The sequence below is a fragment of the Micromonospora sp. NPDC020750 genome (genome assembly GCF_044334565.1).
GTDB lineage: Bacteria > Actinomycetota > Actinomycetes > Mycobacteriales > Micromonosporaceae > Micromonospora.
Window position 1 is genome coordinate 197,218 of record NZ_JBIRTH010000006.1, and the last position, 21,623, is coordinate 218,840.

A 21,623-nucleotide genomic window follows, 5' to 3' on the forward strand; every position below is an offset into this window, starting at 1 on the left:
CAGCACACCGAACCCGATGCACGAACACGTCACCCCGTCGCTGGGGCTGAGCCCGCTGTCGCGGGTCCGGCTCGACGAGCTGCTCCAGGAGATGCTGGACCGGGTGGGTGAGGTGGTCACCAGCCGGGAACGGCTGCGCGCCCTGCTCGACGCGGTGGTCGGCATCGGCACCGACCTGGACCTGCGCAGCACCCTGCGACGGATCGTGCAGTCCGCCTGCGAGCTGGCCGGCGCCCGGTACGGCGCGCTCGGGGTGATCGGCTCCGACCGGCTGCTGCACGACTTCATCGTGCACGGCATCGACGCCGAGCTGCACGCGAGCATCGGCGAGCTGCCGCACGGCCGGGGCGTGCTCGGGCTGCTCATCGACCACCCGCACCCGGTGCGGATGCCGGACATCACCAAGCACCCGCAGTCGTACGGCTTCCCACCGAACCACCCGCCGATGCACAGTTTCCTCGGCGTGCCGGTGCGCATCCGCGACCAGGTGTTCGGCAACCTCTACCTGGCCGAGAAGCAGGGCGCCGCCGAGTTCACCGAGGACGACGAGGAGATCGTGGTGGCCCTGGCCGCCGCGGCCGGCGTGGCGATCGAGAACGCCCGGCTGTACGCGCTGGCCCACCGCCGGGAACGCTGGCTGGCCGCCGCAGCCGAGATCACCTCGGTGCTGCTCGGCGAGGTGCGACGCACCGACGCGCTGACGCTGGTGGCCCGCCGCGCCCGGGAGGTCGCCGAAGCGGAGCTGGCCGTGGTGCTGCTCTACGACGAGGACGCCGGCGAGTTCACCGTGGAGGTGGTCGACGGTGCCGACGAGCGGGCCCGGGAGCTGGTCGGCGCGGTGCTGCCCGCCGCCGAGACCGCCTTCGCCGGGTCGGTCACCGGCCGGGGGCACGAGCTGATCGAGAACCTGGCCGAGGCGGCGCCCTGGCCGGCCCCGGTGACCACCGGGCCGGCGGTGGTGTCCCCGCTGGCCGCCGCCGACACCCTGCACGGCGTCCTGGTGATCGCGTACGGGCCGGACCGGGGCGGGGCCACCGACGACGACGTGGCGCTGCTGGGCAGCTTCGCCGGGCAGGCCGCGCTGGCCATGGAGCGGGCCCGGGGGCAGGAGGAGCGGGAGCTGCTGGTGGTCCTGGAGGACCGCGAGCGCATCGCCCGCGACCTGCACGACGTGGTGATCCAGCGGCTGTTCGCCACCGGCCTGCAGTTGCAGAGCGGCGCGATGAACGCCCGCCCCGAGACCGCCAAGCGGATCAACGCGGCCGTCGACGACCTGGACGCCACCATCCGGGACATCCGGCGGACCATCTTCGAGCTGCGTACCCCGATGAGCGCGGCGCTGCGCACCGAGATCCGTGAGGCGGTCGACGTGGCCGCCGGGTCGCTGGGCTTCCGGCCGACGCTGGAGCTGACCGGGCCGATCGACAGCGCCGTTCCGGAGCCGATCCGCCCCGACCTGACCGCCGTGCTGCGCGAGGCGCTGTCCAACGCGGTCCGCCACGCCGAGGCCAGCCGGGTCGCGGTGGCGGTGGCGGTCGACCGCGGCTGGGTCACAGTCACCGTCACCGACGACGGCCGGGGCTGCGACCCGGCCGCCGCCCGGGGCGGCCTGGTCAATCTCCGGGAGCGCGCCGAGCGGCACGCCGGCGACTTCGAGGTACGCCCGGCGAGCCCGAGCGGGACGGAGCTGCGCTGGTCCGTCCCGCTCCGCGACTGAACCCGGGCCTGGCCCCCGCTCCCGCCGACGAGTGGTCGGGCCGGTCGGTTCAGGGGTAGCGCAGCAGGGTGGCGTCGATCGCCTCCCAGCGGCTGCGCAGCGCCCCGACCAGGTCCGGCTGCTGGCGGGCCCGGTTGGCCTGCTCACGCGGGTCGGCGACGAGGTCGTACAGGGTGTCCGACCCGCCGGCGCCGCGGAAGTACTTCCAGCGCCCCAGGCGCAGCGCGCGGTCCCCCTTGGTGCGCCAGAACAGGGCCCGCTCCGGGGCCGGCTCCCCCCGCAGCAGGTAGCCGGCGAGGCTCGCGCCGTCGAAGGGGTGCCCCGGATCCGGCCGCGCCCCGGCGAGCTCGACCAGGGTCGCCGTCCAGTCCTGGGTCACCACCGGCTCGTGGCTGACCTGGCCCGGCCGGACGCGGGCGGGCCAGCGCAGGATGGTGGGCACCCGGATGCCGCCCTCCTCGAGGCCGCCCTTGCCACCGGTCAGCGGCCACTGGTGGGAGAACCGTTCGCCCCCGTTGTCGCTGGCGAAGACGACGACCGTGTCCCGCTCCTGGCCGGTCTGCCGCAGCGCGGTCAGCACCTGCCCGACGGCGCGGTCGAGGTTCTCCACCATCCTGCGGTACGTGTCGAGGGAGCCGCCGTCGCGGTGGAACAGCGCGCCGCTCTCGCCCGCCCGGAGGCGCGCGGTCAACTCCGCGCTGACCGCCCGGTCGCCGGGGGCCTCCCAGGGCCAGTGCGGGCTGGTGAAGTTCAGGTTCAACAGCCAGGGGCGGCGGTGCGCGCGCCGGACGAACGCGGCGGCGCGGTCGGCGACCGTGTCGGTGTAGTAGTCCAGGGACTCCACCGGCACCTCACCCTCGTACAGGTCGTGCTGGCCCAGGTGGCTGACCTTGGAGTAGTAGTCGAGGCCGCCGGAGAAGTTGCCGAAGAACTCGTCCCAGCCCGACCGCAGCGGGCTGAACCAGGGCAGGAACCCGCAGTGCCACTTGCCGTACATGGCGGTGGTGTAGCCCGCGCCCTTGAACAGGGAGGCCAGCGTGGGGTGCCCCGGGGGCAGGCCCTCCAGTTCGCTGGCCCGGGCGATGGGCTCGGACAGCCCGCCGCGCAGCCGCCCGGGGTAGCGGCCGGTGTAGAGGGCGAAGCGGGTCGGGGAGCAGACGGCGGCGGCGGAGTAGCCGTTGGTGAAGCGGACCCCGTCGCGGGCGAGCCGGTCCAGGTGGGGTGTTCGGATGTCGGGCGATCCGTAGCTGCTGAGGTCGGCCCAGCCCAGGTCGTCGCCGAGGATGACCAGCACGTTCGGCCGCCCCGTGGGGCGCTGGCCGGGGGTGTCGGCGCGGAACGGCCGCTCGTCGGGCCCGCCCGCGAGCGCCTGTTCGGGCGTGAGCGCCGACGCGGCGACCGCCCCGGCGACCCCCGCGATGCCGCCGATGACCTGCCGTCTGGTCTGGCCGTCCGATGGTGCCATGAGCCCTCCCTAAAGTCTGTATTTCCTATCGGGACAGTAGGGAGTTGGCCGCCAAAAGGCAAGGCGCGTCCCGGCGGTCGGACGGCCAGCCGGAACTGGAACCGCCGAACGGCAAAATGATGCGGTCCGTTGCTCGGCCGCACGCTGGCGCACGCCTTCCCTGCCCGCCCGGGGCGAAAAGCCTCTCGGCGGACCGACCTACGCGATCCGGCCCGGCCAGGGCCCCGGGCCGGCCGGCGGCCCGGCCGCCTAGCCGCGGGGGCCCAGCAGGCGGGTGGCCAGGACGGCGGCCTGGGTGCGGCGCTCCAGGCCGAGCTTGGCCAGCACGCTGGAGACGTAGTTCTTCACCGTCTTCTCGGCCAGGAACATCTTGCCGGCGATCTCCCGGTTGGTCAGCCCTTCGGCGACGTACTCCAGGATGCGGCGCTCCTGCTCGGTGAGGGCCTTCAGCTCATTGGGCTGCTCCACGCCGCTGCGGATGCGCTCCAGCACCCGGGTGGTGATCGCCGGGTCGAGCAGCGACTGCCCGGCGGCCACCCGGTGCACCGCGTCGACCAGGTCGGTGCCGCGGATCTGCTTGAGCACGTAGCCGGACGCGCCGGCCATGATCGCCGCGAACAGCGCCTCGTCGTCCTCGTACGAGGTGAGGATCAGCCCCTTGATCGACGAGTCCACGGCGCGGACGTCCCGGCACACGTCGATGCCGTTGCCGTCGGGCAGCCGGGCGTCGAGGATCGCCACGTCGGGCCGCAACGCGGGGATGCGGCGGGCCGCCTCCTGGGCGGAGCCCGACTCACCCACCACCTCGATGTCGCCGCTGCTGGTGAGCAGGTCGGCAAGGCCACGACGGACGACCTCGTGGTCGTCGAGAAGGAACACCCTGATCATCCCCCATTTCTACCCCCTCGCGCCGCCACCCGCACGGGCCGAAGGTCCCGGCCCCGACCGAAGCCGCCTGGGCAGGGGGTCCCAGGGCAGAGGGGACATCCGGCCCTGCCCGCACACCGCCCCGATCACGCACTGTGGGTGTGGACCGAGCGGGACGGCAGGAACTGCCACGGGAAGGAGCACCACCATGGAAACCGACTTCACCGTCGAGCAGCTCAGGGCCGCCGCGGCGGACGCCGTTCGGGCGCCCTCGCTGCACAACACCCAGCCGTGGCGGTTCCGCCTGCGCGACGGCGGGATCGAGGTGACGCTGGACCGGGAGCGCCGGCTGCCGGCGACCGACCCGAGCGGCTGGGGCGCCCGGATCGCCTGCGGGGCAGCCCTGTTCAACCTGCGGCTGTCGCTGGCAGTGGCGGGCACCCCGGCGAAGGTCCGGCTGCGCCCGTACCCGACGGAGACCGACGTGCTCGCCCGGCTCACCCCGGACGTGCCGCGCCGCCCCACCCCGACCGAGCAGAGCCTGTACGCGGCCATCCCGCACCGGTTCAGCAACCGCACCCCGTTCTGGCCCGACCCGGTGCCCGCCGACGTCCGCTGGCGGCTCGGCGAGGCGGCCCGGGCCGAGCAGGGCTGGCTGGAGCTGGTGATCGGGGTGAGCGCCGTGAACGCGTTCGCCGAGATCGCCCGCAGCGCCAACCGGGTCCTGGAGCGCGACCCCGCCTACCGCGCCGAACTGGCCCACTGGGTACGGACCGCGCCCGCCCCCGACGGGATCCCGGCCGCCGCCGGCGGCCCGCTGGGCGAACCGCAGGACCTGCTGCCCAGTCGCGGCTTCGGCGGGCGCGACCGGGCCCCGGGGCGGGACTTCGAGCCGGAGCCGTTGGTCGCCGTGCTCGGCGCGACGGGCAACACCACCACCGACCAGGTGATCGCCGGCCAGGCACTGCAACGGGTGCTGCTCACCGCCACCGACGCCGGGCTGGGCGTGTCGATGCTCTCTCAGCCGATCGAGGTGCCGGGGGCACGGGAGGCCCTGCGGCTGTCCCTGGGCCGGTTCGGCACGCCGCAGATGGTGATGCGCATCGGGTACGGCCAGCCGGGCTCCCCGACGCCGCGCCGCAGCGTCGACGAGGTGCTCGACCTGCCGGTGGCCCGGGCCTGAGCCGCCCGACGCCGGACGGGCCGACGCCGGGCGGCGGGGTCAGCGGGCGGCGGCGAGCAGGGCGGCCTCCCGCTGCGGATCCAGGCCCACGGCCTGCCGGGGCGGGCGGCCGGCGCTCGGCGGCACCGTCCCCACCTCGCGCAGCCAGGCCCAGGTATCGGCGACGGTCTCGGCCGCCGGCCGGCAGGCCAGCCCCGTCGCGTACGCCCGCTCGACGTCCCGCTCGTGCAGCCAGCGGTACTCGTGCCCGGCGGGGATCCAGATCGGCAGGTCGTTCCAGGGCTCCACGCCGGCGGCGAGAACTGTCTCCGGCGCGGTCCAGCGCAGCCGGGCCGTCGACCCGGTGGCCGCGACGCAGGCGTCGAGCAGCTCACCCATTGTCGCGTGCCCGGTCCGCGACACCACGTTGTACGCCCCGCCGGACCCCGCCGCGCCCCGGTCCAGCATCCAGATCACCAGGTCGCGGACGTCGACGTACTGCACCGGCAGGTCCGTGGGGCCGGGGGCGAGCACGTCGCCGCCCCGGGCGATCCGGGTCAGCCACCAGGGCAGCCGCCCGATGTCCTCGCCCGGCCCGAGGATCAACCCGGCCCGGGCCAGCAGCGCCCGGTCGCCGAACACCTCCACGGCGGCCCGCTCCCCGCCGGCCTTCAGCTCCGGGTACCCGCCGTCGGTGGCGTCCGGCTCGGCGGCCACGACGGGCGCGTCCTCGGCCGCGCCGAGCGGGAACGGCAGCGCGTACACGGAGCCGCTGGATACGTAGCCGTACCAGCCCGCCGAGCCGTGCAGCGCCCGGGCCGCGTCCCGCACCGCGCGCGGCGCGCCGGCCCAGGTGTCGACCACCAGGTCCCACTCGCCGCCGGCCAGCGCGGCCAGGCCGCCGGGCGCCGTCCGGTCACCCCGCAACAGGTGTACGCCCGCCGGGGGCGCACCGCGCAGCCCCCGGTTGAACACCGTCACCGACCAGCCGCGGCGCACCGCCTCGCCGACCGTCGCCCCGCCCACGAAGCCCGTGCCGCCCAGCACCAGAAGTCTCATCCGCCCACAGTGCCGGCCCCCGGGCCGGGGCGACAACGGTGTTCACCGGCAGCGGATCTGCCGACGGCAGAACCGCCCGACCGGCCCGTTCGCGGAGGTCAGCCGGCGAGGGCGACGAGGATCTGCTCACCGTACCGGGCGAGCTTGGCCTCCCCCACCCCGTTGACGCGGGCCAGGTCGTCGAGCGTCGACGGCGGGTCGACGGCGATCTGACGCAGCGTCGCGTCGTGGAACACCACGTACGCGGGCACCCCCTGCTCCTTGGCGGTGGCCGCCCGCCAGGCGCGCAGCCGCTCGAACACCGGCTCGGCCGCCGGGGTCAGCTCGACGGCCGCAGTCGCGCCGGGGCGGGTCTTCGCCGACCGGGTCCGCGCCGGCCGGGCCGCCTCGCGGCGCATCGGCACCGGCCGACGCCGGCCCAGCACCTCGGCGCTGGTGTCGGTGAGGACGAGGGTGCCGTAGTCGCCCTCGACGGCGAGCAGGCCCTGGGCGAGCAGTTGCCGGACCACGCCCCGCCACTCGGCCTCGCTCAGCTCCTCACCGATGCCGAACACGGTCAGCGCGTCGTGGCGGTGCTGGGTCACCTTCTCGGTGCGCCGGCCGAGCAGGATGTCGATGCACTGCCCCGCGCCGAATTTCTGGTTGCGTTCCCGGTGCAGCCGCAGCACCGTCGACAGCAGCTTCTGCGCGGCGACCGTGCCGTCCCAGGACTCGGGCGGCTCCAGGCAGGTGTCGCAGTTGCCGCACGGCCCGCTGTCCTGGCCGAAGTAGCTCAGCAGCCGCACCCGGCGGCACTCCACGGTCTCGCAGAGGGCCAGCATCGCGTCGAGGTGGGCGGCGAGCACCCGCCGGTGGGCGAGGTCACCCTCCGAGGAGTCGATCATCTTGCGCTGCTGCACGACGTCCTGGAGCCCGTACGCCAGCCAGGCGGTCGACGGCAGGCCGTCCCGGCCGGCGCGGCCGGTCTCCTGGTAGTAGCCCTCCACCGAGCGGGGCAGGTCGAGGTGGGCGACGAACCGCACGTCCGGCTTGTCGATGCCCATCCCGAAGGCGATGGTGGCGACCATGACGAGGCCGTCCTCGCGCAGGAACCGCTTCTGGTTCGCGGCGCGGGTGGCCGCGTCCAGGCCCGCGTGGTACGGCAGCGCGGAGACGCCGTTGGCGACCAGGAGCTCGGCCGTCTTGTCGACCGAGGCCCGGGACAGGCAGTAGACGATGCCGGCGTCGCCGGGGTGCTCGGTGCGGATCAGGTCGAGCAGTTGCTTGCGGGGCTCGCGCTTGGGCGCGATCCGGTACTGGATGTTGGGCCGGTCGAAGCTGGCCACGAAGTGCCGGGCCCCGGTGAGGCCGAGCCGGGTGGCGATCTCGGTGGCGGTCGCAGCGGTGGCCGTGGCGGTCAGCGCGATCCGGGGCACGGCGGGCCAGCGCTCGTGCAGCATCGACAGCGCCAGGTAGTCGGGGCGGAAGTCGTGGCCCCACTGCGCCACGCAGTGCGCCTCGTCGATGGCGAACAGCCCGATCCGGCCACGCTCCAGCAGCCCGACGGTGGCGCGGCTGCCCAGCGCCTCCGGGGCGAGGTAGAGCAGGTCCAGTTCCCCGGCGAGGAACGCCGCCTCGACCCGCCGCCGGGCGTCGAAATCAAGGGTGGAGTTGAGGAAACCGGCCCGCACCCCGACGGCGGTGAGCGCGTCGACCTGGTCCTGCATCAGGGCGATCAGCGGGGAGACGACCACCGCGACGCCGTCGCGCACCAGCGCGGGGATCTGGTAGCACAGCGACTTGCCGCCGCCCGTCGGCATCAGGACCAGGGCGTCGCCGCCGCCGACCACGTGGTCGATGATCTCCTGCTGCTCGCCGCGGAAGGCGTCGTAGCCGAAGACCCGGCGGAGCACGCCCAACGGAGTCTCGGTGAGCGTGTCGCTGGGGGAAGTCATCGGGCGAGTCTACGAGGACTCCCCGACACCGTCCCGCCCCACGCCGACCCGCCCGCCGAACCGGGCGTGGCCGCCCTCACGACGGAGGCCGAGAGAGTAGGAAGGACCGTACGTTCTGGTGGGCGATACTGGGTTTGAACCAGTGACCTCTTCCGTGTCAAGGAAGCGCGCTCCCACTGCGCCAATCGCCCGCGGGCACCCGGCCCGAACATGTCGGGCACGGCGGCGGTCGGCCCCGACGGGGCGGATCGCGAGCGGACGACGGGATTCGAACCCGCGACCCTCACCTTGGCAAGGTGATGCGCTACCAGCTGCGCTACGTCCGCGTGTCGCCGATGCTCTCGGTGACGGGTGAACTGTACCCGACGGCAAGATCGCCGGCGGCACCGGCCCGACCGCCACCGGAAAGGCACCGCCGGGGAGAACCACGCGGACCACCTCCCGGGTCGGCCGATTACGCGGTCCACCCACGGGGTACTTCCTTCCATCGACAGCACACTGCATCCCCCGAAGGAGGCTGTCGTGGGTATCGGCACAAGCATCTTCCTGATCGCGGTCGGCGCGATCCTCACGTTCGCGCTCGACGCCAACCTCGGCGGCGTCAACCTGGACGTCGTCGGCTGGATCCTGATGGCCGCCGGCGTGCTCGGCCTCGTCATGACCACGCTGGTCTGGGGCCGTCGCCGCGAGGTGGTCACCACCACCGAGCCGGTGGAGTACCGCCGGGTCGAGGAGCGCCGGGACGTCACCCCGCCGCTGTAGGTAGCGACCGGGCCCGCCCTCCGACGGATCATCGCGGCGCGGTTGCGGTGTTCAGGCCGCCCGCGGCGGGGCCTCCTCGTCGCCGAGCTGATCGGCGAAGTCGAGCCAGCCGCCGGCGCAGGCGCGCGCCACCGCGTCCAGCGAGCGCCGGCAGTGGTCCGGCAGCGCGTCCGCCGTCGGGCCGGAGCGGTCGAGGAAGGCCAGCGTGGCTGACACCATTCGCAGCAGCGCCCGGCCCTGATCCGTGTAGCGCAGCGCCGGCTCCCGGGTCAACCATTCCAACTGCTCGCGAATCCTGAGCGCGGCGGGCTGCCCGGCGTCCGCCGCGGCCCACTGCCGCGTCGCGCCGTCGGTGCGCCGGACCCCCTCGGGGCTCGCGGCCAGCAGGCGCCGCTGCACGTCCAGCGCGGTGCCGACGGACACGCCGGCGCGGCGGGCCACCACCCGCAGGCTCGCCCCCGGTTCCTCGCGCATGATCTGCTCGGCGGCGCGGCGCCCCTCCTGGGCGGAGAGCGGGTGACGCCGGCCGTCGCGGCCGATCCGGGTGTCCAGCCGCTGGCGGCCGTCGGCCGACTCCTGCCGCAACGCGGCGACCGTGCGCGGCGCGACCCCGCACACCGAGGCGATCCAGCGGTCTGAACAGTGGGGATACGTGCCGAGGATGCGCCGCACCGCCGCCGCGCGGTCCCCCGCGCGCAGCGTCTTGCCGTGGGCCGCGTTGAGTCGCACCGCGACGACGAAGGCCTCGTCGCCGGTTCCCTCGAAGTACACCACGGGCACCTGCCGCTGACCTCGGCCGCGCGCCGCGGCCAGCCGGTGCAACCCGTCCATCACGCGCATCGTGTCCCGGTGCACCACCAGCGGCGGCAGTTCCTCCGTCAGCCCGGCCAGGTGCCGGACGTACATGCCGTCGATCCCTCCGAGCCGGGGAGACAGCCCTTCCCGCAGCAGGGTGACGTCCACCCATTCGACCTCGCTGCGGACACGCTCGAGCACGTCCTCGATCGGCCTCTGCGCCAGCACGGCGTGCTGCGCCACGGCGTCGGTCGTAGCCACCGGTGCAGGATCCATCGCTTCTGCTCCCCATCGGACGACAGCTACCCCGAACAACCGTCCAGGCTGAGGTGGGCAGGCAGAAGCTACCGCGACATCGGCGCAGGCAGATACAGGCTCCGTACAAGGTCGGTACAGGCCCCTCACAGACCCGGCCTGAGTAACCCTCGGCTGCGTCGCCGAGAGGACGTTCCGCCGCTCCGGCGGGTCGGGCACGACGGTCAGCGGCCTGCCGTCAGCAGATCCCGGAGGCGATCGGCCAGCACCTGCGCGCCGACCGCGCGGTACGCGGCGACGGCCGCCGCGACCGTCGCCGGCGCCTCGTCGGCGTCGGTGGCGGTCAGGCAGCGGGCGAGCGCCGCCAGCGCATCCGCCTCGACCATCCGGAAGTCGTGCGCCGTCGCCAGCTCACGGGCCTCCGCCGCGCAGCCCCGGGCGAGCCCGTGCGCTCCCAGGCCCAGGTGCACGACGGCCAGCCCCACCTGTGCGCGCGCGGCGAAGTAGGGATAGCCGTTCTGGCGTGCCATGTCGAGCGCCTGCCGCAGGAAGAGCAGCGCCCCGGCGGGGTCGCCGCCGGCCCGACGCGCCTCCCCCATCGTGCACAACAACGCAGCCTGCGCCCGCTGGTCCCGGACGATCACCGCGAGGTCGTACCCCTGCTGGGCGGCGCTCAGTGCCCGGGTCGCGTCACCATGCTGGGCGTAGAGCTGGCTCAGCTCGTCCAGGGTGGACAGCTCTCCGTGCATGTTGGACCGGTGCCGGTAGCCGGCCAGCGCGGCCGTCAGGTGCTTCTCGGCCGCGCGTTCCTGACCGAGCTGGCGCAACACCATGCCCAGGTTGCCTCGGGTGGACAGCACCGACGCCGTCCGACCGGCTGCCGCGTTGATCCGCAGGGCATCGCGCAGGCACTCCGCCGCCTCCGCCAGCTGGCCCTGATCGGCGTACATGGCACCGAGCCCGTTGAGCGCCAGCCCCCGCACCGCCGCCAGCTCGGCGCGGTCGCCGCACAGCCGCAGCGCCTCCCGGTACCCCCGTTCCGCCTCGTCCAGGCGGCCCTGCTCGGCCCGCACCACGCCGATGTTGTGCCACAGGTACGGGGCCGCCGCCGGCCAGTCCGATCCCCGGGACAGCCGCTCGCCGGTCCGGTAGTCGGCCAGTGCCTGCGCGTGCCGGCCCAGCGCCCACATCGCCTGCCCGCGGCTGAGCAGCATCGCGGCCCGGCCGGCCCCGTCGGCCGCCGCGGTGGCGGCCCGCAGCCCGGCTTCGGCGGTACGCAGCCAGCGGTCGACGTGTCGGCGGATCAGGAAGTACCCGCGTAGCTGGTCGGCCAGCAGCCAGCTCAGTTGCGGCCGGGCGCTGTCCGCCGCCCGCTCGACCAGCGCCAACAGCGCCCCGGCCTCCGCATCCAACCAGCGCAGCGCCGCCTCCTGGTCGGCGAAGGGCCCGCCGCCGGAACTGGTGACCAGCCGCACCATGCCCGGGTTGAGCAGTTCGACCGCCTCCGTGGCCGTCCGCAGCGACCAGGAGTGCAGCCGGTTCCGGGCGGCCTCGGCGTCGGCCGGGTCCTCCTCGTCCACCAGCCGCGCCGCGTACAGCCCGAGCAGGTCGTGGAAGCGGAAGCGCTCGGCGGTGTACTGCAGCAGCATGTTGGCGTCCAGCAGCTCGCCCAGCACCAGGTCGGCCTCCCCCTGGCCCACGCCGAGCAGCTCCGCGGTGGCTTCGACGCCGAAGTCGTCCCCGGGATGCAGCGCACACAGCCGGAACGCCCGGCGGACCGGCTCGCTCAGGTCCTGGTAGCTGAGCTGGAAGCTGGCCAGCACGCTGGTGTCGCCCGCGCTCAGCTGGGTCAGCCGGTGGTTCTCGTCGCGCAGCCGGTGGGCCAGCTCCGACGTGGTCCAGGCCGGTCGGCTGGCCAGCCTTCCGGCGACGATGCGCAGCGCCAGCGGCAACTGCCCGCAGGCGGCGGCCAGCTCGCGGGCGGACTCCGGATCGGCCGACACCCGACCCGCGCCCACGGTCGAATCCATCAGCCGGACGGCGTCCACGGTGGACAGGGTCGCCAGGTCGACGATCAGTCGGGGCGACAGGTCGGGCAGCCTGCGCCGGCTGGTCACCAGCGCGTCGCTGCCGCCCGGGCCCGGCAGGAGCGCCCGCACCTGCGCCGCGTCGCGGGCGTTGTCCAACACCAGCAGCATCCGGCGGTCGGCTAGGGCGCTGCGCAGCAGCGCCGACGCCTCCTCCTCGTCCGGCCCTATCCGGCCGGCCGGCACCCCGAGCGCACGCAGGAAGCGTCCCAGCACCCCCATCGGGGTCGCCCGCCCGCGGGGACCGCTGCCCAGGTCGGCGTACAACTGACCGTCCGGATACTCGTCCCGCAGCCGATGCGCCAGGGTCAGGGCCAGCGCTGTCTTACCGATCCCGGCCGAGCCGCTGATCAGCACCACCCGCATCGACGTCGGGGCGGAACGGGCCAGCTCCGCGCCGATCCGGTCCAGCTCCCGGTCGCGGCCGACGAAATCGGACGGCCCCGCCGGCACCTGCCGGATCGAGGCAGTCCGGGGCGACGGGGCGACGGCCGCCGCCCACGGCTGCCGAAGCACCGCCTCGTAGGCGTAGCGGAGCTGCGGCCCCGGATCGACGCCGAGCTGTTCGATCAGTGCCCGGCGGACCCGGTCGTACGCGGCCAGCGCCTCGGCCTGCCGTCCGGACGCCACCGCCGTCATGATCAGTTCGGCGTGCAGCGGCTCGTGCAGCTCGAGCCGCTCCGCCAGCTCTCGCAGCAGCGGCAACACCTGCTCCTGCTCGCCCAGTTGGCGGCCGAGCGCGGCGGCCTGGCACAGCAGCGTCGCGTACTGCTCGAACAGGGCGGCGACCAGCGGGGTGCCGCGCAGCTGCTCCACGTCGGTCTCGCCGCGCCACAACCGGGCCGCCGCGAGCAGCTGCCCCAGCGCCCGCGCGGGGTCGTCGGCGGTGTGGCCGGCGGCGACCAGCTCACGGAAGCGCAGCAGGTCGAGTTGGTCGGCGTCGAGCGCCAGCCGATATCCGCTGCCGGCGGCAACCAGAACACCTGTTCCCTCCGGCCCCCACAGGCGGCGCAGCCGGCCGACGTAGCTGTGCAGCAGGTTCAGCGCGGACGGCGGGCGATCCTCACCCCACAGCAGGCCCATCAGCTCCTCGCGCCCCACCGCCTCGCCCCCGGCCAGTGCCAGCCGGGCCAGCAGGCAGCGGTGTTTCGCCGAGCCGAGCCGCAGCTCGGTGTTGCCGTGCCGAAGGAGCAGCGGGCCGAGCACCGCCACGGTCAGGGGCCCGGCACCGGGCGGTGGTGGGGGCTGCGCCCGCCGCGACCGCGCCGCCGGCGCCACCTGGCTCAGCAGGGCGGCGTCCTCCGCCCCCGCCGCCCTGAGGTAGTGGGCGAGCGCGTGCAGGGTGGCGGTGCGGGGCACCCGGGTGCGCCCCTGCTCCAGATCACGGATCGCCGCGATGCTGACGTTGGCGGAAACCGCCAGGTCCCGCTGGGTGAGACCGAGTTGCTCGCGGAGCCGGCGCAGCTGCGCCGAAACAGGCTCGGGCGCGTCACCGACTCCCTGACCGGCCATCTCGGACACCCGAATCAGCGTCTGTGCCAGGCCGGATGGAACGCTTCATCGGACACAGTGCATACGGTACTTCAATCTGGCTGTTCCCATCCCCGGCCGCTACGGCACCTCCGGTGGTACGACGGGCCGCCGCTCCCGCCGATGGTGCACCGGCTGGCATGCCGGGACCGCCGACGGGGTACGCACTGGCAGCAACCCCTGGGCAGCGAAATGGCGGTACCGTTGTCCAGCGGCGGGCGGTGCGCCGCCGCCGAGACCGCTGCGCAACGGCCACAGGCGCGAAAGGTGATCGTGTCACATGCGGTTCAACCTGCTCGGCCCGTTGACCGTCGAGAGCGCCGCCGGCCGGGCGGTGCCGCTCGGCTCCGGAAAGCAGCGGCAGCTGCTGGCCACCCTGCTGCTGATGCCCAACGAGGTCGTCGGGGCGGCGCAGCTGATCGCGGCGCTGTGGGGCGACGAGCCGCCGGCCTCCGCCCTGGCCAACCTACGCACCTACGTGCTCGGCCTACGCCGCCTCCTGGACGCCCCCGACACGCCACAGCGGATCGCCGCCGACGGGGGCGGCTACCTGCTGCGGGTGCGCCAGCAGGAACGCGACGTGGATCGGTTCGATGCCGCCGCCTCCCGGGGACGGGCCTGCCTGGCCGTCGGGGACGCCGCGATGGCGCAGGCCGAGCTGACCGCGGCGGTCGACATGTGGCGCGGTGACCCGCTGTCCGACGTGCCGCTGTCCGCGCTGACGGCGGGTCGGGTCGCCGCGCTGACCGAGCGATACCTGCTGGCCGAGGAGGACCTGGCGGAGGCGACGTTACAGCTCGGCACCCCGGGCGAGACGGTACGGCGGCTGCGCGCCCTGCTCGAGCGTCACCCCCAGCGCCAGCGCGCCTGGGAGCAACTGATGCTGGGCCTGTATCGCCTGGGCGACGTCACCGGTGCCCTGGACGCGTTTCGCACTGCCCGGCGGACGCTGGCCGAGCAGACCGGGCTGGACCCGGGGCCGCGGTTGCGGCAGCTGCACGAGGACATCCTGCACAACCGCGATCCGAGCGGCCCGGTGGTGAGCCCGCCCCGAGCGACCAGCTCGACCGTCCACGACCTGCCGCCGGGGGTGGAGCCCTTCGTCGGGCGCACGACCGAGATCGCAGCCGGCCGGGCGGAACTGGCGGCCGGCACCGGGGCTGTCATCGCGCTGCACGGTCCGGGCGGGGTCGGCAAGTCGGCGCTCGCGGTGCACCTGGCCCACCTGAGCACCGAGCACTTCCCCGATGGCGTGCTCTACCTGGACCTGCGCGGCGCGGAACCCGCCGCGCCCCCGATCGACGCCCTCGGCCGCCTGCTGCGCGCGCTCGGCGTACCCAGCGGCGCGGTGCCCGTCGACGAGGCCGAGGCGACCGCCGCCTACCGCCGGTACGTCGCCGGCCGGCGGATCCTGGTGATCCTCGACAACGCGCACACCGCGGCCCAGGTCGCGGCACTGCTGCCGGCGGGCCCGCCCAGTGCCGCCATCATCACCAGCCGCCGCCACCTGGCCACCCTGCCCCGCGGGCGGCACCTGCCGGTCGACGTGCTGCCCGTCCCCGACGCGGTCGACCTGCTGGGCCGGGCCGGTGCGGGCGAACGGATCGCCGCCGACCCCGCCTCCGCGCACCGCCTGGCCCTGCTGTGCGGAAACCTGCCGTTGGCGCTACGGGTCGCCGCGGCCCGGTTGGCGAGCCGGCCCGGCTGGCCGCTGGCGGCGTTCGCCGACCGGCTCGCCGACCCCGCCCGGCGCCTCGACGAGTTGTCCTACGACGACCTCGGCGTCCGGCGCACCCTGCGTCTGGCGTACGAGGCGCTGTCCGAGGGCGACGCACACGAACGGCTGTGCGCCTGCGCGTTCCGGCTCATCGGCGCCGTGCCGCTGGCCGTGATCAGCGTCGGCGCGGTCGCGGCCCTGCTCGGCCGGGGGCCCGAGGAGGCGCACACGGTGGTGGAGACACTCGCCGACCAACGCCTGCTGGAGCCGCGGCAGCCCGGTCGGTACGAGATGCACGACCTGCTGCGCCTCCTCGCGTACGAACAGGCGCAGGCGCACGAGAGCAGGGCCGATCGCGCCGCCGCGCTACGGCGGCTGGTCGAGACCTACATCGTGGCGGCCGAGCGCGCCACCGCCCTGGCCAATGCCGGTTGGACCCCGACCGACCCGTTGCCCGACCCCGTCGGGCCGTGGCAGACCTGGCCGCAGACCGCGGTGCAGGTCAGCGGGTGGTTGGACACCGAGCATCCCAACATCGCGGCGGCGGTGGCCCGGGCCAGCGAGACAGGCGGCGAGCCGGCCCGCCTGGCGGTGCGCCTGGCGTGGCTGAGCTACGCGCTGTTCTGGCGGAGCGGCTACCCCGCCGAGGCGCTCGCGTTGATCGATCGCGGCCTGGCCCTGACCACCACGCTCGCGCTGCACACCGAGTACGCGGTGACCCTCTACTACCGGGCGAAGCTGCGTCAGGCCGACGGTGACCCGGCCGGCGCCGAGGCGGATCTGCTCGCCAGCGCGAAGGTGGCCGAGGGCCTCCAGGATCACCTGTGCCTGTCAGCCTGCCTCGACGCGCTGGGCAACCTGCACTACCTCACCGGCGATCCGGTCCGGGCGCTGCGCCGCCACGAACAGGCCCTGGCGCTGCGGCGGCAGCACGGGACACCGCTTCACGTCGGCGGCAGCCTGAGCAACATGGCCGACGCGCAGTTCGATGCCGGGCAGCCGGAGCAGGCGCTCACCGGCGCGCGCGAGGCGCTGCGCATCGCCCGCCGCATCGGTGCCACCGGCCTGGAGGGCGCCGCTCTGGCCATGTTGGGCCAGCTCGAGTGCCGGGCCGGCGACCATGACGCAGCCGAGCGGACGCTGACCGAGGCCATGGCCCGCACCGCCGCCACCGGCGACCTGCCCACCCAGTGCGAGGCCGCGCTGGCCCGGTGTGCCACGCGGCTGGCCGGTGGGTGGCCCCGGCGGGCGCTCGATGACGCCGTCTCGGCCCGCGACCTCGCCAGCCGGATCGGCGACCGCTATCTGCGCACCGTCGCCGCCCGCGCGATGGTGGCGGCCACCACGGCCGAGGGGGGATCGCCGGCCGGACACCGGCCGGACACCGAGGCGGCGGCGGACCCGCGACGGCTGCCGGGTTACCGCTCGCCGATGTACGAGAGCTTCTTCGGTCGATGACCGCCGTGCGCCGGAGAGGGGTCGTCGGCTGGCCGCCCACGCCCCCTCTCCGGCATCCGATCAGCGGGAGGCAGGCTGATCGGGGAGTTCCTGCCGGAGGAAGACCGGGCTCGGGGCCGGGCCGGTGGCCCCGCCCGCCCGATCGTCGTCGCCCACCCGGGCGAGCGGTTCCTGGACGGTGTACAGCCGCAGCGTGCCGCCGGCGGTCCGGGTCAGGTAGGCCACGTTCGGACCGTTGGCGTTGATGAAGCCGAATGCCGTCGGATCAGCGGCGTAGGTCTCGAACGCGTCCTGGGCCGGGATCCAGGCGCCCCAGGCGCCGCTGCCCTGCGCCGTCTCGGCGGAGTAGTGGATGTAGCCGTCGGAGCCGCGCGCGAAGACCCCGATCCGGCCGGTGGCCGGGCTCAGCACCGCGCTCGGCGCACCCATCACCACGGAGCCGGCGCCGCCGACCGGTGCCCACGCCCCGGTGAAGGTGCCGTCGACACGGCGTTCCGTGGCCATGATCCGGCCCGCGCTGTTCCGGGCGAAGATCCGCATCCGGTGGCCGGGCAGCACCACCACGGCCGGGGTGCCGGTGAAGCCGCTGCCGCCGAGGCTGGTCCACGCCTGCAGCGTTCCGCCCGCGTACCGGGCCGCCCGCAGCGTGCCGGTGCTGTCCGCGACGACGACCAGAGCGCTCGCGTCGGCCAGCGGCACCGCCAGCGGGGTGCCGGTCAGGCCGGTGCCGCCGAGCTTGCGCCAGGCCAGCAGGTCCGGGTGCGCCGGGTCCTGCCAGCGGGCCCACAGGGCGCCGCCCGCGTCCACCGCGAACACCACCTCACGCTCGTTGGACAGTCGCACCACGGCGGGACCGGAGGCCATCCGGCCGCCCAGGTCGGTCCAGCCGCCCCAGCCGGGGCTGCCGGCGGAGGGCTGGGTGCGGGTCCAGACGTCGCTGTTGATGTTGCGAGCCGTGATCCGTACCAGGTTCTGCGTGGTCTCGGACAGCGCCGGCACCCCGCTGAACCCCTCGCTGCCGGAGACCGCGGTGAGTTGCAGCGAGCTGAAGTTGTCCGGATTCATCCGCCCGTGCAGCAGCCGGCCGATGTTGTCGGAGTGGGCCAGCTCGATGCTGTTGGAGGCGGCCTGCGTCACGGCCGCGGGCGCGTGCTGGACCACCTGCACCGGCGGCCGGGCCGGCACGTGCGACGCGGTGAGCCTGCAGGCGTCGGTGACGGCGGCCACGTTGCTGAAAACGTTCCAGCCGCTGCCGACGATCCGCTGCGTGATCGCCCAGGTGCGGTTGTCCTCGCGGAAGCGGTACTGCGTCAGGGTCCCGCCGTTGTCGATGCCGAACAGGGTGTCGCCGCCGGCCGAGAAGATGCCCCTGGTGAAGGCGTCCCAGCCGGTGCCGAGGGACTCCTGGTACTCGAGCCAACGCTGGCTGTCCGGCTCGTAGCGGTAGCGGAAGAGCCGGCCGTCGGTGGCGTCCCGGGCGTACAACACCCCCGGTCCGGCGGCGACGACAAGGTCGAAACGACCCCAGCCGGTGTCGAGCAGCCGGTTCGAGAAGAGCCACTTGCCCGTAGCCTCGTCGTACCGGTGGACGCGCAGCCTTCCCTCGCCGTCGACGAGGTAGAAGTCGCCCCGCTCGTCGACGGTGATCTTGTTCCGGAACCCGGCGGTGGCGTACTGGGTGAAGCCGGTGCTGATCCGCTGACCGCCGACGCCGTTGATCGACTCCCAGCCGCTGCTGGTCCAGCGGTAGCGGTACAGGCCATTGGCGTTGATGCCGTAGAGCCGGCCACCCGGGCCGCCGATGACCCGGCCGAAGGCCTGCCAGCCCGTACCGCCGGAGACGGGGGTCGACCAGGTGGAGTTCGCGCTGCCGGGCGCGTTGAGGGGGTAGCGATAGATCGTGCCGCCGGCGGCCGCGCCGAAGACCGACGTCTGGGCGACGCAGCTCACGGTGTCGGCAGCCCGCGCGGGTGCCGGCTGGGCCATCGCCAGCAGCGTCGCGGCCAGCGCCGCGACCTGCGCGGCGGCCAGCCGGGCACGCCATGGTGACCGATTCATAGCGATCCTTTCGATCATGCCGGCGACGCGGGACGTCTCCCGTCACCGATGGACGGTGCCGGCAACGACCCGATGGACGGTCGGCTGTTCAAAATGAGGAGTTGGCGGTGCTGGCCTCGCTGACGGCGAGCAGGTCCCACTTCCTGGCACCGATGCCGCAGCTGGCCGACGAACGTGGAACTCCGAAACCCGCGGTGAGTCGCATGTCCACCCCTTCCGTGCCGCAGTGTCACGGCGTCGGGGTGACGCTAACCAGTACCGGTGGGACGCCGACGACGCCGCACATCCCGTACTCCGGCCCGTACCTCGGCCCACGCCGACCGGGTGGGCGCCGGCAGCGCCGCGCCCACCCGGTGCGTGCGCTACGCCGGCGGGGCCGGAAGGGTGTGCGGGGCGAAGACGCCGCCCCCGATCGGCGCCGACGCCGTCGACAGGTTCCGACCGGTCGCTGCGGCCAGGCCCGTCAACGGTTGCCGCTCGTAGATGCGGCTCGCGTTGTTCGCGTTACGGAACAGGATCAGCCAGGTCTGCCCCGCGGTGTTGGTCACCGGCACGATGGTCGGATCCGTCGCCGCCGTCTCGGACAGGTCCGGGATCGCCGCGGACCACGCGGTGAACACGCCCGAGCCCTGCGTCGTCTCCCACGACAGCATCACCTCACCCGTCGCGCTGCGCGTGACGACCGCCGTGCGACCCAGCACCGGGTCCAGCACCGCCGCCGGCGGGCCCGCCGACACGTACGACCCCAACGACGTCCACTGCGCCGGGAACGCACCCGCCGCGTCCTGGTACTTCGTCATGATCGTCCCGTCGTTGGCGCGGATGAGGACCCGCGTCCGGTAGCCGGGATGCGCCACCACCGCCGGCGTGTCGGTGCCGGTGCCACCCAGGTCCGTCCAGGCGGACAGGACGCCGTCGACGTACTCTGCCGTCGCCACGGTGCCGGACACGGTACGGAGGAAGATCCGGACGCCGGTGCGGGTCGACACGACGACCGGGGTGCCGACGAAGTTCAGGTCGACCAGTGCCCGCCAGGCCGGGATGGTGCCGGTCTGCTGGTAGACCCACAGTTTGCCGTCGGCGTCCACGGCGAACACCGCCATCGTCCCGGACGGCAGTCGGGTCACCGTCGGCGCCGCGGCCATCGAGCCGCCGAAGTCCGACCAGGCGCCCCACGTCGCCGCGCCCACCGCCGTCTGCGTACGCCCCCACACGTCAGAATCGGAGTACCGGGTCGTCACCTGCACCCGGCCGTCACTCAACAGACCCAGCGACGGCCGGCCCGTGAACGCCTCGTTGCCGGACACCACGCTCCACTGCACGGAGCCGAAGTTGTCCACATCGGTCTGGTGCCCGATCAGCACCCGGCCGATGTTGTCCGTGTACGCGTACTCCACCATCCCCAACGACGCGCCCGCCACCGGGCCGGCCTGCGCACCCACCGACGCCGCGTACGCCTCCACGGGCGCCGACGGAATCGGGTCGGTGAAGTACCCCTGGATGTCCACGATGAGGCGGACGGTTCCGCCCATCGTGTTCTTGAGCCGGACGTGGCCGTTGCTGCCAGGTCGGACGATCACCAGCCCGGCCGTGTCGCGGGAGGCACGTGCGTGCACCTGGCTGACGTTGGGCTCGGCGACGCCGGCCGGCCACACCTTGACGCCGCCACTGGCGGTCGGGCTGACGGCGACCACGCTGAGGACCACGCCGGCCACCCCCCGGGTCGGCAACCCGAGCCTGCCGGCCACCTGGACGTCGACCACGCTGCCTGCGGCGATCGCGCTTGCGCCGTTGTAGAGCCGGGTCGCCGGAAGGTACCGGAAGCCGGCCCCTGCGCCGGTGCTGCCGGCGATGTAGCCGTAGGGCGCGACGACCAGGTCGACGGCGCCATCGCTCCTGTTGGTGAACGTGACCTGGCCGGCGGCGGAGAGCGGCAGCGAGACGACGTGCGAGTGGTGCCCGGTCGCCTCGAAGTTGAGCGCCGAGTGCCCCGGCGCGCCGCCGCCGGCCGGCGTCACACCGAGCCAGCCGGGCGCGGTCACGTTGACCGCGACGACGTCGGCCAGCACCGCGGTCGCGGTGGTCGGGATCACGGCCCCGGTCAGGGTCACCGTGCGGGTGCCCTGCGCGGGGATCTTCGCCAGGGCCGTTCCCGTGCCGTCCCGGGTGTCGACCAACTTGTCCTGCGCGACGGGGACGAACCCGCCGCCCCCGCCGCCGGCGGTCAAACGGAAGTAGCCCTGCGCGGTGGCGATGATGTGCGAGTTGCCGGCGGAGTTGCGTACGGCGATCCGGCCGTTGCTGCCCGGACGGACGACCGCGGTGTTGGAGATCTGCTCCCCCGGCGAAATGTTGACCATCGAGATCCCGTTCGGGGTGGTGCCGTCGGGATATGCCTGCAGGTAGGTGTTGCCGGTGCCGCCCGGAGCCAGCAGCCGGACCAGGACCGCGCTGACCCCGGAGGAGGGGATGCCGCCGACACCCAGGACCGGGAACGTCACCACGCCGCCGGGCCCAACGACGCCGGTGCGCCCGCCGGTGCCGGAACGGGTGTCGAGCAGCGCGGCGTTGCCGGGCAGCGCGACGTAGTCGCCGCCCAGCCCGGCCGCGTCCGCGGACACGGGCGCCGGCCGGACGACCGTCACCGCGGACGCCGCCAGCAGCAGCCCCAGCACCGCCAACAGCCGCACCCCGAGCGATCTGGGACTATATTTTGTGGACATTTAACCCCTTGTCGAATAGAAGGGCGATACGCGA

Annotated in this window: 12 protein-coding genes and 2 tRNA genes; 4 read left to right on the plus strand and 10 right to left on the minus strand. The window is 74.2% G+C overall.

Annotated elements, in window-relative coordinates:
- Nucleotides 1-16 precede the first annotated feature (16 nt).
- Entirely contained in the window at nucleotides 17-1,717 is a 1,701-nt protein-coding gene (locus ACH4T9_RS20270) for a GAF domain-containing protein (RefSeq protein WP_396673429.1), read from the plus strand.
- Between the two features lie 49 nt (nucleotides 1,718-1,766).
- Here ACH4T9_RS20270 and ACH4T9_RS20275 read toward each other — a convergent pair whose 3' ends face one another.
- Together ACH4T9_RS20275 and ACH4T9_RS20280 are read right to left on the minus strand one after the other, a co-directional pair.
- Entirely contained in the window at nucleotides 1,767-3,182 is a 1,416-nt protein-coding gene (locus ACH4T9_RS20275) for a sulfatase (protein WP_396673247.1), read from the minus strand.
- A gap of 249 nt (nucleotides 3,183-3,431) precedes the next feature.
- Nucleotides 3,432-4,070 carry a response regulator gene (locus ACH4T9_RS20280; RefSeq protein ID WP_396673248.1) on the minus strand — a complete coding sequence of 213 codons (639 nt, stop codon included), beginning with the start codon at nucleotides 4,068-4,070 and terminating at the stop codon, nucleotides 3,432-3,434.
- Between the two features lie 187 nt (nucleotides 4,071-4,257).
- Here ACH4T9_RS20280 and ACH4T9_RS20285 point away from each other — a divergent pair, with 187 nt between their 5' ends.
- Nucleotides 4,258-5,232, plus strand: a complete 975-nt coding sequence (locus tag ACH4T9_RS20285; RefSeq protein ID WP_396673249.1) for an Acg family FMN-binding oxidoreductase — start codon at nucleotides 4,258-4,260, stop codon at nucleotides 5,230-5,232.
- Nucleotides 5,233-5,271: 39 nt separating this feature from the next.
- Here ACH4T9_RS20285 and ACH4T9_RS20290 read toward each other — a convergent pair whose 3' ends face one another.
- The 4 genes from ACH4T9_RS20290 to ACH4T9_RS20305 form a co-directional block, all read right to left on the minus strand.
- Entirely contained in the window at nucleotides 5,272-6,270 is a 999-nt protein-coding gene (locus ACH4T9_RS20290) for an NAD-dependent epimerase/dehydratase family protein (protein ID WP_396673250.1), read from the minus strand.
- 98 nt (nucleotides 6,271-6,368) lie between these two features.
- Nucleotides 6,369-8,204 carry a DNA helicase RecQ gene (gene recQ / locus ACH4T9_RS20295; RefSeq protein WP_396673251.1) on the minus strand — a complete coding sequence of 612 codons (1,836 nt, stop codon included), beginning with the start codon at nucleotides 8,202-8,204 and terminating at the stop codon, nucleotides 6,369-6,371.
- Between the two features lie 116 nt (nucleotides 8,205-8,320).
- Nucleotides 8,321-8,395: transfer RNA gene (locus ACH4T9_RS20300), tRNA-Val, on the minus strand.
- Between the two features lie 62 nt (nucleotides 8,396-8,457).
- Nucleotides 8,458-8,530, minus strand: a tRNA-Gly gene (locus tag ACH4T9_RS20305).
- 196 nt (nucleotides 8,531-8,726) lie between these two features.
- On the opposite strand from ACH4T9_RS20305, the gene ACH4T9_RS20310 reads away from it, so the two are divergent.
- Nucleotides 8,727-8,966, plus strand: a complete 240-nt coding sequence (locus ACH4T9_RS20310; RefSeq protein ID WP_161692301.1) for a DUF6458 family protein — start codon at nucleotides 8,727-8,729, stop codon at nucleotides 8,964-8,966.
- A 51-nt stretch (nucleotides 8,967-9,017) separates the two neighbouring features.
- Here the strand turns inward: ACH4T9_RS20310 and ACH4T9_RS20315 are convergent, their stop codons facing one another.
- Together ACH4T9_RS20315 and ACH4T9_RS20320 are read right to left on the minus strand one after the other, a co-directional pair.
- Nucleotides 9,018-10,022, minus strand: a complete 1,005-nt coding sequence (locus ACH4T9_RS20315) for a hypothetical protein (protein WP_396673253.1) — start codon at nucleotides 10,020-10,022, stop codon at nucleotides 9,018-9,020.
- A gap of 218 nt (nucleotides 10,023-10,240) precedes the next feature.
- Nucleotides 10,241-13,615, minus strand: coding sequence for a BTAD domain-containing putative transcriptional regulator (locus ACH4T9_RS20320; RefSeq protein WP_396673430.1), 3,375 nt, complete (start codon nucleotides 13,613-13,615; stop codon nucleotides 10,241-10,243).
- 298 nt (nucleotides 13,616-13,913) lie between these two features.
- Between ACH4T9_RS20320 and ACH4T9_RS20325 the strand changes: the two genes are divergently transcribed.
- Nucleotides 13,914-16,808 carry a BTAD domain-containing putative transcriptional regulator gene (locus tag ACH4T9_RS20325; RefSeq protein ID WP_396673254.1) on the plus strand — a complete coding sequence of 965 codons (2,895 nt, stop codon included), beginning with the start codon at nucleotides 13,914-13,916 and terminating at the stop codon, nucleotides 16,806-16,808.
- A 60-nt stretch (nucleotides 16,809-16,868) separates the two neighbouring features.
- Here ACH4T9_RS20325 and ACH4T9_RS20330 read toward each other — a convergent pair whose 3' ends face one another.
- Both ACH4T9_RS20330 and ACH4T9_RS20335 read right to left on the minus strand, forming a co-directional pair.
- The gene (locus ACH4T9_RS20330) at nucleotides 16,869-18,866 is read right to left on the minus strand and encodes a tachylectin-related carbohydrate-binding protein (protein WP_396673255.1); all 1,998 of its coding nucleotides are present in this window, start codon (nucleotides 18,864-18,866) and stop codon (nucleotides 16,869-16,871) included.
- A gap of 362 nt (nucleotides 18,867-19,228) precedes the next feature.
- Nucleotides 19,229-21,589 carry a hypothetical protein gene (locus tag ACH4T9_RS20335; protein WP_396673256.1) on the minus strand — a complete coding sequence of 787 codons (2,361 nt, stop codon included), beginning with the start codon at nucleotides 21,587-21,589 and terminating at the stop codon, nucleotides 19,229-19,231.
- Between the last annotated feature and the right edge of the window lie 34 nt (nucleotides 21,590-21,623).